At 72.1% G+C, this 11,820-nt stretch carries 16 protein-coding genes; 6 read left to right on the forward strand and 10 right to left on the reverse strand.

Translation table 11 applies throughout. The features are described from left to right. Positions 1-17 precede the first annotated feature (17 nt). From GA0070607_RS12500 to GA0070607_RS12515, 4 genes are all read right to left on the reverse strand, one after another. Positions 18-920 (reverse strand): sulfurtransferase, encoded by a 903-nt coding sequence (locus GA0070607_RS12500; RefSeq protein WP_089018362.1) that lies wholly within the window; start codon positions 918-920, stop codon positions 18-20. Between the two features lie 71 nt (positions 921-991). Continuing rightward, entirely contained in the window at positions 992-1,435 is a 444-nt protein-coding gene (locus tag GA0070607_RS12505) for a hypothetical protein (RefSeq protein ID WP_089018363.1), read from the reverse strand. Positions 1,436-1,437: 2 nt separating this feature from the next. Then, positions 1,438-2,205, reverse strand: a complete 768-nt coding sequence (locus GA0070607_RS12510; RefSeq protein WP_089018364.1) for an SGNH/GDSL hydrolase family protein — start codon at positions 2,203-2,205, stop codon at positions 1,438-1,440. A 145-nt stretch (positions 2,206-2,350) separates the two neighbouring features. Further along, positions 2,351-2,632: a hypothetical protein gene (locus GA0070607_RS12515; RefSeq protein ID WP_089018365.1), complete on the reverse strand. Its 282-nt coding sequence runs from the start codon at positions 2,630-2,632 to the stop codon at positions 2,351-2,353. Between the two features lie 282 nt (positions 2,633-2,914). On the opposite strand from GA0070607_RS12515, the gene GA0070607_RS12520 reads away from it, so the two are divergent. The 6 genes from GA0070607_RS12520 (at position 2,915) to GA0070607_RS12545 (ending at position 7,392) form a co-directional block, all read left to right on the forward strand. Then, positions 2,915-3,718 carry a DUF5753 domain-containing protein gene (locus GA0070607_RS12520; RefSeq protein ID WP_089018366.1) on the forward strand — a complete coding sequence of 268 codons (804 nt, stop codon included), beginning with the start codon at positions 2,915-2,917 and terminating at the stop codon, positions 3,716-3,718. Then, a complete protein-coding gene (locus GA0070607_RS12525) occupies positions 3,709-3,891 on the forward strand; it encodes a DUF397 domain-containing protein (protein ID WP_089018367.1) in 183 nt (60 codons plus the stop codon). Before GA0070607_RS12520 ends, GA0070607_RS12525 begins: the two co-directional genes overlap by 10 nt. Before the next feature lie 90 nt (positions 3,892-3,981). After that, the gene (locus GA0070607_RS12530; RefSeq protein ID WP_089018368.1) at positions 3,982-5,751 is read left to right on the forward strand and encodes a proline--tRNA ligase; all 1,770 of its coding nucleotides are present in this window, start codon (positions 3,982-3,984) and stop codon (positions 5,749-5,751) included. A 57-nt stretch (positions 5,752-5,808) separates the two neighbouring features. Then, on the forward strand, positions 5,809-6,234 hold the full coding sequence (locus GA0070607_RS12535; RefSeq protein WP_089018369.1) for a CBS domain-containing protein: 426 nt from the start codon (positions 5,809-5,811) through the stop codon (positions 6,232-6,234). A gap of 67 nt (positions 6,235-6,301) precedes the next feature. After that, on the forward strand, positions 6,302-6,730 hold the full coding sequence (locus GA0070607_RS12540; protein WP_089018370.1) for a SufE family protein: 429 nt from the start codon (positions 6,302-6,304) through the stop codon (positions 6,728-6,730). Between the two features lie 20 nt (positions 6,731-6,750). Further along, a complete protein-coding gene (locus GA0070607_RS12545; RefSeq protein WP_089018371.1) occupies positions 6,751-7,392 on the forward strand; it encodes a DsbA family oxidoreductase in 642 nt (213 codons plus the stop codon). A gap of 80 nt (positions 7,393-7,472) precedes the next feature. On the opposite strand, the gene GA0070607_RS12550 is transcribed toward GA0070607_RS12545, so the two are convergent. The 6 genes from GA0070607_RS12550 to GA0070607_RS12575 form a co-directional block, all read right to left on the reverse strand. Further along, a complete protein-coding gene (locus GA0070607_RS12550; RefSeq protein WP_089018372.1) occupies positions 7,473-8,021 on the reverse strand; it encodes a YbaK/EbsC family protein in 549 nt (182 codons plus the stop codon). Positions 8,022-8,136: 115 nt separating this feature from the next. After that, on the reverse strand, positions 8,137-8,331 hold the full coding sequence (locus GA0070607_RS12555) for a hypothetical protein (RefSeq protein WP_089018373.1): 195 nt from the start codon (positions 8,329-8,331) through the stop codon (positions 8,137-8,139). Between the two features lie 37 nt (positions 8,332-8,368). Beyond that, complete coding sequence (locus GA0070607_RS12560; protein ID WP_089018374.1) at positions 8,369-9,151, reverse strand: SDR family oxidoreductase; 783 nt, start codon at positions 9,149-9,151, stop codon at positions 8,369-8,371. Positions 9,152-9,283: 132 nt separating this feature from the next. Further along, entirely contained in the window at positions 9,284-9,937 is a 654-nt protein-coding gene (locus tag GA0070607_RS12565) for a GAP family protein (RefSeq protein WP_089018375.1), read from the reverse strand. A 51-nt stretch (positions 9,938-9,988) separates the two neighbouring features. Beyond that, positions 9,989-11,368 (reverse strand): MFS transporter, encoded by a 1,380-nt coding sequence (locus GA0070607_RS33780; RefSeq protein WP_089018376.1) that lies wholly within the window; start codon positions 11,366-11,368, stop codon positions 9,989-9,991. A gap of 113 nt (positions 11,369-11,481) precedes the next feature. Next, the gene (locus GA0070607_RS12575; RefSeq protein WP_089018377.1) at positions 11,482-11,742 is read right to left on the reverse strand and encodes a hypothetical protein; all 261 of its coding nucleotides are present in this window, start codon (positions 11,740-11,742) and stop codon (positions 11,482-11,484) included. Positions 11,743-11,820: the final 78 nt, after the last annotated feature.

Genomic DNA, 11,820 nt, shown 5'->3' on the forward strand with positions numbered 1-11,820 from the left:
GGGGACGATCGGGCCGCTCAGGCGGCGAGGCCACCGGGCTGGTCGCCCTTCACAACGGGCGCCCGGACCAGGTTGCCCCACTCGGTCCAGGAGCCGTCGTAGTTGCGCACCTGCGGATAGCCCAGCAGGTGCCGCAGCACGAACCAGGTGTGGCTGGACCGCTCACCGATCCGGCAGTACGCGATCACGTCGTCGTCCGGGCTGAGCCCGAGTTGATCGGCGTAGATGGCCTTCAGTTCGTCGGCGGACTTGAACGTGCCGTCCTCGTTGGCGGCGGACTTCCACGGCTTGCTGACCGCGCCCGGGATGTGGCCGCCGCGCAGCGCGCCCTCCTGCGGGTAGTCCGGCATGTGCAGCATCTCGCCGGTGTACTCGCCCGGGGACCGGACGTCGACCAGCGGCCGACCCGCGGCGATGTGCGCCATCACCTGCTCGCGGAACGCCCGCAGCGGCGTGTCGTCCCGCAGCGGCACCGGGTAGTCGGCGCGCGGACGGGACGGCTTGTCGCGGGTCACCTCGCGCCCCTCGGCGATCCACTTCTGCCGGCCGCCGTCGAGCAGCCGCACGTCGGCATGCCCGAAGAGCGAGAAGACCCAGAGGGCGTACGCGGCCCACCAGTTGAAGTTGTCGCCGTAGAAGACCACCGTGTCGCCTCGGCCGATGCCCTTGGCGGCGCACATCTCGGCGAAGCTCGTCGCGTCGAGATAGTCCCGGGTCACCTGGTCGTTCAACTCCAGGTGCCAGTCGACCTTGACGGCGCCGGGGATGTGACCGGACTCGTAGAGCAGCACGTCCTCGTCGGACTCGACCACGACGAGGCCCTCGTCGCCCAGGTGCTCGGCCAGCCAGTCGGTGGTGACCAGCCGCTGCGGGTCGGCGTACGACTGGAGGCGGGGATCAGGATCGTTCGGCACAGACATGATCCCCAAGGTACGCCGCAACCCTGCCCTTCGACCGGCCATCGGGTGCGACGCCGCGCACGTGCCGGCGGTCAGGCGCGGCGGTGGGCGATCCGACCGGCGACCACGGTCATCAGGCAGGCGTCGCCGTCGTGGACCGCGAGGTCGGCGCGCTCCCCGGCGACCAGCACGGGCACCACTGCGGCCGGCAGCACCAGCAGGTCACTCCGGTCGACGGCCGCCCGCAGCGCCGGATCGGCCAGATGCTCCGCCAGCACCGCCGTCACCCCGCGCCGCAGCAACGCGTGCACCCGCTCGCGCGGGGTCGGCGCCACCGGCAGCGCGCCCTCGTGCAGCAGACCCGGACCCAACGTCCCAGGCCAACGGCGGACCCGCACCCCGGCGTACGCCGCGCTCAGCTCGACCAGCGGGCCGACGGCCTCGATCCGGTCGGCGCTCACCAGCACCGCGTGATCCGGCAGCGGGTCGCCATCTCTGGTGAGCCGCAGCAGCGGCGCGGTGTGCAGGGTGCGCACGCTCAGTCGACGATCGGCCCGAGCAGCGGGCGCTTCGCGGTGACCGTGTCGCCGGACGACCGGCCGGTCAGCCGACGCTTGATCCACGGGGCCAGGTGCTGCCCCGCCCAGCGCAGGTCGGCGGCGCGGGCGGCCAGCCACGGCGACGGCGCCGGGTGCGGAGGCACCATCAGCCACTCCTCGTCGCAGCCGACGCCGAGCGCGGTGAGCACCTGCCCGGCGACCCGTCGGTGCCCGGCCTCGCTCAGGTGCAGCCGGTCGGTGCTCCAGAGCATCGGGTTGAGGAAGGTGTCGTCGGCGTACAGGTCGACCATGATGGCGCCGTGCCGCTCGGCGGTCTCGCCGACGGCCTGGTTGAGCAGCTCCACCCGGGGGGCGACGAGACGCTGGCCGGGCAGCCGGGCCATCACGTCGGCGAACCGGAAGAGCAGCACGTCCGCGCCACCCGAGCGCAACTGCCGAACCACCTCGTCGAAGCGGGCGACCAGCGCGTCCGGATCGAAGGTGCGGCGCAGCACGTCGTTGCCGCCCGCCGCGAAGCTGATCAGGTCGGGCTTCATGGCCACCGCGGCGGGCACCTGCTCGGCGACCACGCTGGGAAAGAGCCGCCCCCGGATGGCCAGGTTGGCGTACCGGAAGTCGGGGCCCGCCTCAGCGGCGAGCCGGGTCGCCACCATGTCGGCCCAGCCCCGGTAGGTGCCGTCCGGGTACGCGTCGTCCATACCCTCGGTGAAGCTGTCCCCGACCGCGACAAAACTGCGCCAGCGCACCCGCGCCCCCTCACGCCACTCGTTGCCTGCGGCGACCAGTCTGTCACCGGAGACCCGCCCGTCGGTGCCCCCGCAGGGACGACGTGGCGGAGGTCATCCGTGCGCTCGGGGTGGCCCGGCCGTGCCCGGGCCACCCTCGGTCCGCTCAGCCGAGCGCGTTGATGATCTGCATGTCCCGGAGGCTCGGCGGCTCCGCCTGCTCGGCGACCTTCGTTCCGCCCTCGTCAACGAGGATCAGGGTGTACCTGTCACCGCTGCGAACCCGGACCACCATCGACCCGTCGAGCGGCAGCACGACCTCCTTGCCGGTGCGGGTGTCCAGCACCACGTTGGCCAGCAGGGATCTGGCGGCGTCGCCCGCGTCGGCACGGCGCGCCGGCGTTCGGGTAGGGACGAACGAGTCGAACTCCGTCAGCAGAGGGTCCACACGAGCCGATCCTTCGGGTCATGGTGCGGCGACGTTGATGCCTTTCCAGACGCGAGTTGGGACGGCGATGGTTGCCACACCCGCGACGCCCGGCCTCGAACAGCTCGCGCGGGCCGTCGGTCCGATTCAACCGGAACAGGTCGTGGATCGCCTCAGCGCTGCGTGACACTCTGCTGAAGGAGGAACTACTGTCGGGAGGCATCGACTGCGGTCTGGTCGAGGTCCGGTCGGGTCGATCGCCCGGACCAGCCGGGACAATGCCGGATAGAGCCTGGAGGACGTGTGGAAGGTGAACCGACCGCGGAGCTGATCCGGGCACAACTCCGGCGGCTGCGGCTGCGCGCCGAGCTGAGTCAGGAGGAGTTCGGAAAACTCGTCCACTTCTCGGGCTCGCAGGTGTCGGCCGTGGAGCTGGGTCAGCGCCCGCTCGACCGGTTCTTCCTCAAGCGGGCGGACGAGGTGCTCGCGACAGGCGGGCTGCTGATGTCGCTGCTGAAGCTGGCCGAGCGCGACGGGCAGCCGAGCTGGTTCCGACCGTGGCTGGAAGCCGAACGCCATGCCCGGCAGCTGCGGTGCTACCAACCCACGCTCATTCCCGGCCTGCTACAGACCGAGAATTACGCCCGCGCGGTGATTCGGGTCAACGACGAGCTGAGCGATGACGAGGTGGAGAGGCGGCTGGCGGTCCGGATGGATCGGCAGTCCATCCTCGTGCACGCGGAGGCCCCGAAGCTCGTGGCGGTGATTGAAGAGAGCGTTCTGCGGCGTGCCGACGAAGGGTTTCGTGGGCTGATGACCCAACAGGTCGCGCACCTCCTCGAGTGTTCGGAGAGCCCGCACATCAGCGTGCATGTCATTCCTGTCGAGGTCAGCAACCACATCGGACTGAATGGTCCCTTCACCCTGGCTCGTGGCAACGACGGCGGGTGGGTCGGTCACCTGGAGAACCAGCTCGGCGGCGTGGTGGTCGATCGGGACGAGGATGTGGCTATTCTGCTGGCGAGGTGGGAGAGCGTCCGCAGCGAGGCCCTGCCTCACCGGCAGTCCACCCTGCTCATGAAGGAAGTGATGACGTCATGGAGCTGATCGGCGCAGCGTGGCGCAAGTCCACTCGGAGTGGGCAGGGTGAGTGTGTCGAGGTGGCAGACAACCTCGTCGGCGTCGTCGGCGTGCGGGACAGCAAGGACCCGACCGGCCCGGTGCTCACCTTCGACCCGCAGTCCTGGCGAGCCTTCGTCACCTCCGCCAAACGGCGCTGACTCCGCCGCGCGGGAGCTGATCCACTCAGGACATCCGCCACTGGTCGAAATGGATCGCTCATCCAGCCGTACCGGTCGTAGGCTGCGCTGATGCTGTTACGCATGTCGACCCTGCTGCTGCGGACCCTGCGCGAGGACCCGGCAGACGCGGAGGTGCCGAGCCACCGGCTCCTGCTGCGCGCCGGCTACATCCGTCGCGCCGCGCCGGGCGGCTACACCTGGCTGCCGCTGGGCAAGCTGGTGCTGGACCGGATCACCGAGGTGGTACGCGGCGAGCTGACCGCGATCGGCGACCAGGAGGTGCACTTCCCGGCGCTGCTGCCGGCGGAGCCGTACCGGACCAGCGGCCGGTGGACGGAGTACGGCGACGACATCTTCACCCTCGCCGACCGGCGCGGTGCCGAGCACCTGTTGGCGCCCACCCACGAGGAGATGGCGGCACTGCTGGTCAAGGACCTGTTCACCTCGTACCGGGATTTCCCGGTGACGCTGTTCCAGGTGCAGACCAAGTTCCGGGACGAGGCGCGGCCGCGGGCCGGTCTGCTGCGCGGCCGGGAGTTCCTGATGAAGGATGCGTACTCCTTCGACCTGGACGAGGCGGGGCTGCGGGAGGCGTACGGGCGGCACCGGGCGGCGTACCAGCGGATCTTCGACCGGCTGGGCCTGGACTACACGGTGGTGCACGCGATGTCCGGGGCGATGGGCGGCTCGGCGTCGGAGGAGTTCCTGGCCGCGACGCCGGTCGGCGAGGACACCTTCGTCGGCTGCACCACCTGCGACTACGCGGCGAACACCGAGGCGGTCATCACGCGGGCACCGACCGCTGGCGACCCGACAGCGCGGCCGGCCGTCGAGGTGCACGACACTCCCGAGACCCCGACGATCGCCAGCCTCGTCGAACTGGCCAACGCGCGCCGGCTGGGTGGCCGGGACGGCTGGACCGCCGCCGACACCCTGAAGAACGTCGTGCTGGCTGTCCGTCAGCCGGGTGCGGACCGGGCCGAGCCGCTGGTGGTCGGCGTTCCTGGTGACCGGGAGGTCGACCTGAAGCGGGTGGGCGCCGCGCTGCACCCGGCCCAGGTGGCCGTCTTCGAGGAGTGGGGCGACCATCCGGAGCTGGTTCGCGGGTACATCGGACCGCAACTGCTCGACAAGCTGGGCATCCGCTACCTCGTCGATCCGCGGGTGGTGCCCGGCTCGGCCTGGTTGACCGGGGCGAACGAGCCGGGCCGGCACGCGACGGACGTGGTCTGCGGGCGGGACTTCACTCCCGACGGCACGATCGAGGCGGCCGACGTACGGGCCGGCGACCCCTGCCCGGCCTGCGACGGTGGCGAGCTGACCATCCGGCGGGGCATCGAGATCGGGCACATCTTCCAACTCGGCCGCCGGTTCACCGACGCGTTCGCGGTCGACGTGCTCGGTCCGGCGGGCAAGCCGGTCCGGCCGACCATGGGCTGCTACGGCATCGGGGTGTCGCGGGCGGTGGCGGCGGTCGCCGAACAGCACCACGACGACCGGGGGCTGGTGTGGCCGGCCGCGGTCGCGCCGTGTGACGTACACCTTGTCGTGGCGGGCAAGGGTCCGCAGCTCGACGCGGCGCTGGAACTCGGCGGGCGGCTCGCGGCCGCCGGCCTGCGGGTGCTGGTCGACGACCGGACACACGTCTCGGCCGGCGTGAAGTTCACCGACGCCGAGCTGATCGGCATTCCGCGCGCCGTAGTGGTCGGCCGACGGCTGGCCGACGGGTACGTCGAGCTGCGCGAGCGGGCCGGCGACGGGCGCACCGAGCTGCCCCTCGACGGTCTGGTGGAACGGTTGGTCGACGAGGAGCGCCGGGAACGTGGGACCGTGGTGTAGCCACCACGGCACGGGGTACCGCAGTTCGATCGGGTGGATACGTCTTCGGAGGCTCTCATGACCGGTTACCGGGTCAGCGACGTGATGACCAAGCAGGTGGTGTACCTGCCGGCGGAGACCACCCTGGACGAGGCGGCCAGGGTGATGAAGGAGGCGGACATCGGCGACGTGGTGGTCACCGACGGCGCCAGCCTCGCCGGCATGCTCACCGACCGGGACATCGTGGTCCGGGCGGTGGCCGAGAACACCTCGCCGGCCGCCACGACCATCGGCTCGATCGTCACCCGCGAGGTCGTCATGATCGAGCAGCACTGCACGGCGGGCGAGGCGGCGGCGCTGATGCGGGACCGGGGCATCCGGCGGGTGCTGGTCTGCGACACCGACCGCAAGCTGGTCGGCATCGTCTCGCTCGGCGACCTGGCCATGCAGCTCGACCCGACGAGCGCCCTCAGCGAGATCAGCGAGCAGTCCCCAACCGTGTAAGGAAGGGCCCCTTCTTATCGCCTCAGGTAGAGGAAGGGTCCCCTGTTAACAGCGGTAGCCTCGACGCATGGCTGACATGCCGGCCCGACTGGCCGAAATCGTCGACGAGTTCGCCTCCGCTCCGCGCGACCTGGTGCTGGAGATGCTGCTCGAGTACGCCGACGTCATCCCGCCGCTGCCGGTGGAGGCCGCCGAGCGCGAGGGCATGGAACAGGTACCGGAGTGCCAGACGGCGTTCTTCCTGCGCGCCCGGGTGACGCCGGACGGGGTGGTCGAGACGCTCTTCGACTGCCCGCCGGAGGCGCCGACCACCCGGGCGTTCGCCGGGATCCTCGCCGAGGGGCTGGCCGGCGCGAGCGCCGAGGAGGTGCTGGCCGTGCCGGACGACCTCTACCAGCGGATGGGCCTGGCGCAGGCGATCAGCCCGCTGCGCGTGCGCGGCGGCACCGCCATCCTGGGCCGACTCAAGCGCCAGGTGCGGGAACAGATCGGCTGACCAGCGAGTTGGGACCGATCATGGAGATCGAGATCTACGCGGACGTCGTGTGCCCGTGGTGCTACATCGGCAAGCGCCGACTGGAAGAGGCGCTCGCCAGCTACGACGGCGAGGTGACCGTCCGCTACCGGCCGTTCCAACTCGATCCGTCGCCGGTGGCCGAGCCCCGGCCGCTGGTGGAGGCGATGGCCGCCAAGTTCGGCGGCCCGGAGCAAGCCCGGCAGATGTTCGCGCACGTGACAGGGGTCGCGGCCGGTGACGGGCTCCGGCTCGACTTCGACCGGGCGGTGGCCGCGAACACCTTCGACGCGCACCGGCTGGTCTCGTACGCCGCCGACCACGGCCGGGCCGCCGAGATGGTGGAGGCGCTTTATCAGGCGTACTTCACCGAGGGCGTCGACGTCGGCTCCCACGAGGCCCTGGCCACGGTGGCCGGCGGCATCGGCCTGGACGCCGCCGACGTGCGCAGGTTCCTCGACTCCGACGAGCGGGTCGCCGACATCGCCGCCCAGCTGGCCGCCGCCCGGGAGTTGGGCGTCACAAGCGTGCCGACCTTCGTGCTGGCCGGAAAGTACGCGGTCACCGGCGCCCAGGAGGCCCAGACGCTGCTCGCCGCGCTGGCGGAGGTCGAGCAGCGCGAGTCCGGAGCGCACTCGCACTGAGTCGGGCCGCAGCCGGCCAGGGCAGCCGGCATCGACAGGCGTGATGTTTCACGTGCAACGGTATCGATGCCGGTGCCTGGTCAGGCCGGTCGGGCCAGGCCCTCCACCACCTGCGCGCCGGGCAGTACGCCGAGCGCCGGACCGGGCAGCGCGATCTTGCTGTGCCGTACGCCGGACCCGATGATCACGTGCGGCGTCGCGATCACCCGTGCGTCCACCAGGATCGGCCACTGCGCCGGCAGCCCGATCGGGGTGATGCCGCCGTACTCCATGCCGGTGAGCGCGACCGCGTCGTCCATCGGAGCGAAGCTCGCCTTACGCACGTCCAGTGCCCGGCGGGCCACTCCGTTCACGTCGGCACGGGTGGTGGCCAGGATGATGCAGGCCGCGTAGCGGACCACACCCTCGCGCTTGCCGGCCACCACCACACAGTTGGCCGACACGTCCAGCCCCACCTCGTACGCCGCGCAGAACGCGGCCGTGTCGGCGAGATCGGCGTCGATCGGGGCGACCAGCACCTCGTCGACGTCCACCGGGGCGTCGGCGGGCCACTGCGCGATCGCCTCCGCCACCGGCGGGGCGAGCAGGTCCAGGCGGGCACGGGCGGGTTCGGTCTTCAGCGTTCCCATCACGGGTGCGATCCTCGCACCCGCCGCGCCGAACCGCCCGGTGACTCCCGAACCGCCCGGCGATCCCGAGCCGCCACGCGGCCCGGCCCGTCCGGGGGCCGAGCCGGCGGGCGGCTCAACTGCCGGCGAGGAAGGCGTTCTCGCGCAGGAAGGTGCGGTCGCGGGAGGCTGCCAGTTCCTCGGCGCGCTGGGCCTTGGCCCGGAACAGCTCCACATCCTCCAGCGCGTGCCGGACACCCAGCCGGATCACGCCGTAGAGGAAGACGAAACCGAAGACGTACAGGATGACGGTGGCGACGACTGCGAACATGGCGTCACCGTAAGACGAACGTGAACCGGTGTACGTCTCATCTCCGCTCGGTTCCCCCGTACGTGTCAGCGAGGTGGTCGGCCCAGGTGCGCACGCCTCGGGGCAGCACCTCGGTGACCAGGCCGCCGGCGCGCAGTTCGCGACCGAGCCGGCCGGGGATCCGCACCGGCAGCAGGGGACGGCGTGATCCACGGGCCTTCTGCCAGGCGCGTACCGCCTCGTCGAAGCGGAGCACCTGCGGCCCGCCGTACTCCTCGATGCCGCCCAGTGGGCCGGCGACCAGGCGAGCCGCCAACCGCGCCGCCACCTCGCCCGTGTCGACCGGCTGGGCGAGCACCGCCCGGTCGCCGATCACCGGCCCCAGCCGCGCGCTGGCGGCCAGCATGTCGTCCAGGAACTGCGGAAACTGGGTCGCCCGCAGCACCGACCACGGCACCGGGCCGGCAGCCACCACCTGCTCGGCGGCGAGCTTGTGCCGGTAGTACGGGATCGGCACCCGGTCCACGCCGACGATCGAGACGTACACCAGGTGCTGGACACCGGCGGCGCCAGCGGCGACCACCAGCCGGCGCGTGCCCAGCACGTCCACCTGGTAGGTCCGCCGGCCCTGGGGTGCGGACGCCAGGTGCAGCACAGCGTCCACTCCGGCCACCGCCTCGGTCAGCCCTTCGCCGGTGGCCAGGTCGGTCACCACCCATTCCACCTCGCCGCCGGTACGCGGCCGTCGGCTGGCGGCCCGGACGCGAATTCCGTCGTCGCGCAGCCGGGCCAGCACAGCGTGGCCCAGGCGACCGCTCGCTCCGGTGACCAGAACCCTCATCCCATCCTCCCGCCCGCCGTGAAACCACGGCCTCCGCCAGCCCATCGATCCGTCCGGCACCGGCCGCGCCGCCCGTGGGCCACCTGCTGTTGACGGCACCTCGGGGCGGCCCGTGACCGGGTGTGCGGCGGGTCACCCCGAGCGGATCAGATCCAGCACGGTCAGCAGCGCGAAGAACGCGATCAACACTTCGCTGACCACCCAGGCGTGCCCCTGTGCCCACTCCCGCATGCGGGCCAGCACCCGTGCCGCGCGCTGCCTGAGCAGAAGCAACGCCAGCAGTGGCAGTGCGAGCAGCGTCACCGTGAACAGTACGAACGGCAGCAGGTGCCACCACGGCAGGTTGTGCCGGGCGACGCTCGCCCCGACGGCGGCCATGGTCAGGTCATCGGTGGGCGTCACCACGAAGAGCAGCGCGCCCAGCCGCAACGCCCAGGCGGGGTCGGCGTGCCCGATGCTCCCCAGCCACTTCGGCTGCCCGGCACGGTGCCGGCGCAGCCAGACGACCACGGCCAGAATGACCAGCAGGACGAGCACCACCAGGTCGACGGCGGGCCCACGCTCGAGCCGGCCCGCCACTGCTGTGGCATCGTCGGCCAGGCCGCCGACCAGCCGGACGAGCAGCCACGCCACCGTCACCCCGGCGGTGACCACCAGCCCGGCACCGGCGAGGAAGCCCAACGACGCGGCCCGGGGACGGTCCGACGAGGCGAGGAAGACCGCCACGACCAACTGGGTCCCGGCGACCATCACCACGGCCAGTGGCAGGACGGTCAGGAAGTTCATCGCCCGCCATCCTCCCGGCCCACCTGCGCCGGACGCCGCCGAATCCACGGATCAGCCGCCCGGCCGCGCCCTCCCGCCAACCACCACCCGACCGGCCAGCAGCGCACCGAACAACGCCAGCCCGGCGGCCACCACCAGGGTCGCCGTGTAGCTGGCCGGGCCCGGCGCGCTTCCGGCGGCCAGCACGGCGCCGGTGAGCGCCAGCACGGTCGCCGCGAAGAGCGAGTCGCCCAGTTGCAGCGAGGAACTGTTCCGGCCCTGCTCCCCGGGGGCCGACAGCTCCAGGGTGAGCACCGACAACGACGGATAGAGCAACCCCATGCCGAGGCCGGCCACCGCCCAGCCCAGCACCGCGACGGCCACCGGCAGCTCGGGCCGGACGGCCAGCGCCACAGTGGCGGTGCCGATCGTGATGCAGCTCAACCCGGCCCGCGGCAGGCTGGCGCGGGAGGCCGGCAGGGGGATCCGGCCCTGCACCCAGGAGCCCACCGACCAGGCCAGCGCCCCGACCGTGAGAACCAGCCCGGCGGCGGTCGGCGACAGGCCCCGCTCCCGGGACAGCATCAGCGGGATGACCACCTCGGCGCCGACGAACGACGCCGACGCCAGACCCCGCAGCCCGACCACGGTGGGCAGGCCCCGGGCCGCCCGCAGGAACCCGGGCGGCAGCAGGCGCGGAGCGCAGACCAGCAGGCCGGCCACCGCGAACGCGATCACGACCACGGCGGCGGCACCGCGCTGCTGTCCCCCGATGTGCAGCAGTGCGGCGCTCGCCCCCGCCCCGCACGCCCAGCCGATCCGGGCCGCCGCGCCCGCCGGCGGCCGGGTCTGCACAATCCGGTCCAGCGACCGCAGGCCGGGATGGATCAACAGCACGGCCGGCACGGCCACCGCCGGCACCGCCAGGAAGACCCACCGCCAGCCCAGGTACTCCACGATCAGGCCCGCCAGCGCCGGCCCGACCAGCGACGGTACGACCCACGCCGCCGCGAACGCGGCGAAGATCCGCCGGTGCAGCTCCTCCGGGTACGCGTGCCCGACGATCACGTAGAGCGCCACCGAGAGCAGCCCGGAGCCGAACCCCTGCACCACCCGGCCGACGACCAGCGCACCCATCACGGGGGCGGTCCCGGCGATCAGCAGTCCGACCACGAACCAGGCGACGCCGTGCCACATCGGCCCCCGGGGCCCACGCGAGTCGGACCAGATGCCGGAGACCACCATGGCCAGCACGCCCGCGGCGAACGGACCGCCGAAGGCGATGCCGTACAGCGCCAGCCCGTCCAGGCTGCGAGCGACGGTCGGCATCGCCGTACCGACAGCCAGCGCCTCGAACGCGAGCAGCGAGATCAGCGCGACACTGCCCACCGTCATCGCGCGCAGCCGGGGCGCGAACAGCCCCGGCGCGGCCGGTACGACGGTGGCGGTCACCGAGCACCCGCCGAGCGGGCGTCGGGCGGGCAGGTCCGCAGTGGTGTGCTCGGCATGCGCCCAGCCTGCGACCTCAACCCGGATTCAGGTCAACCGGTGTGACCCGGCTCTCGTCAGGCGTTCTCCAGCGCCTCCCCGACGCCCCGTACCAGTCCCGAGAAGTGCTGGTCCGACAGGAGGTGGCCGGCGGTGATCACCACGGCCAGCGGCCATTCGATGACCTGGAGGGCGGCGAGCACCCCGAGCCCGGCGTAGTACGCGATCCGGTCCGGCGGTGGCACCGCCATCGAACCCAGCATCGGCACCTCCACCCGCCGGCTGTACATCCGGAGGTTCTCCCGCGCGCCGTTGAGGTGTCGCGTCAGCGTGCTCATTCGGCCTCCCCGTGGTCCGTTGACGTTCGCCGGATTCCACCACCCACCCCGTCCATGCGCTGCCGCCTGCGGAAAGTT

Source organism: Micromonospora coriariae, from assembly GCF_900091455.1.
In the GTDB taxonomy this organism is placed as follows: domain Bacteria; phylum Actinomycetota; class Actinomycetes; order Mycobacteriales; family Micromonosporaceae; genus Micromonospora; species Micromonospora coriariae.

Coding starts and splice junctions, on each gene's coding strand:
- GA0070607_RS12575 (WP_089018377.1), bottom strand. CDS start 11,742: ATGAGCACGCTGACGCGACACCTCAACGGCGCGCGGGAGAACCTCCGG.
- GA0070607_RS12500 (WP_089018362.1), bottom strand. CDS start 920: ATGTCTGTGCCGAACGATCCTGATCCCCGCCTCCAGTCGTACGCCGAC.
- GA0070607_RS12530 (WP_089018368.1), top strand. CDS start 3,982: ATGCTGTTACGCATGTCGACCCTGCTGCTGCGGACCCTGCGCGAGGAC.
- GA0070607_RS12540 (WP_089018370.1), top strand. CDS start 6,302: ATGGCTGACATGCCGGCCCGACTGGCCGAAATCGTCGACGAGTTCGCC.
- GA0070607_RS12555 (WP_089018373.1), bottom strand. CDS start 8,331: ATGTTCGCAGTCGTCGCCACCGTCATCCTGTACGTCTTCGGTTTCGTC.
- GA0070607_RS12535 (WP_089018369.1), top strand. CDS start 5,809: ATGACCGGTTACCGGGTCAGCGACGTGATGACCAAGCAGGTGGTGTAC.
- GA0070607_RS12565 (WP_089018375.1), bottom strand. CDS start 9,937: ATGAACTTCCTGACCGTCCTGCCACTGGCCGTGGTGATGGTCGCCGGG.
- GA0070607_RS12525 (WP_089018367.1), top strand. CDS start 3,709: ATGGAGCTGATCGGCGCAGCGTGGCGCAAGTCCACTCGGAGTGGGCAG.
- GA0070607_RS12545 (WP_089018371.1), top strand. CDS start 6,751: ATGGAGATCGAGATCTACGCGGACGTCGTGTGCCCGTGGTGCTACATC.
- GA0070607_RS12560 (WP_089018374.1), bottom strand. CDS start 9,151: ATGAGGGTTCTGGTCACCGGAGCGAGCGGTCGCCTGGGCCACGCTGTG.
- GA0070607_RS12550 (WP_089018372.1), bottom strand. CDS start 8,021: ATGGGAACGCTGAAGACCGAACCCGCCCGTGCCCGCCTGGACCTGCTC.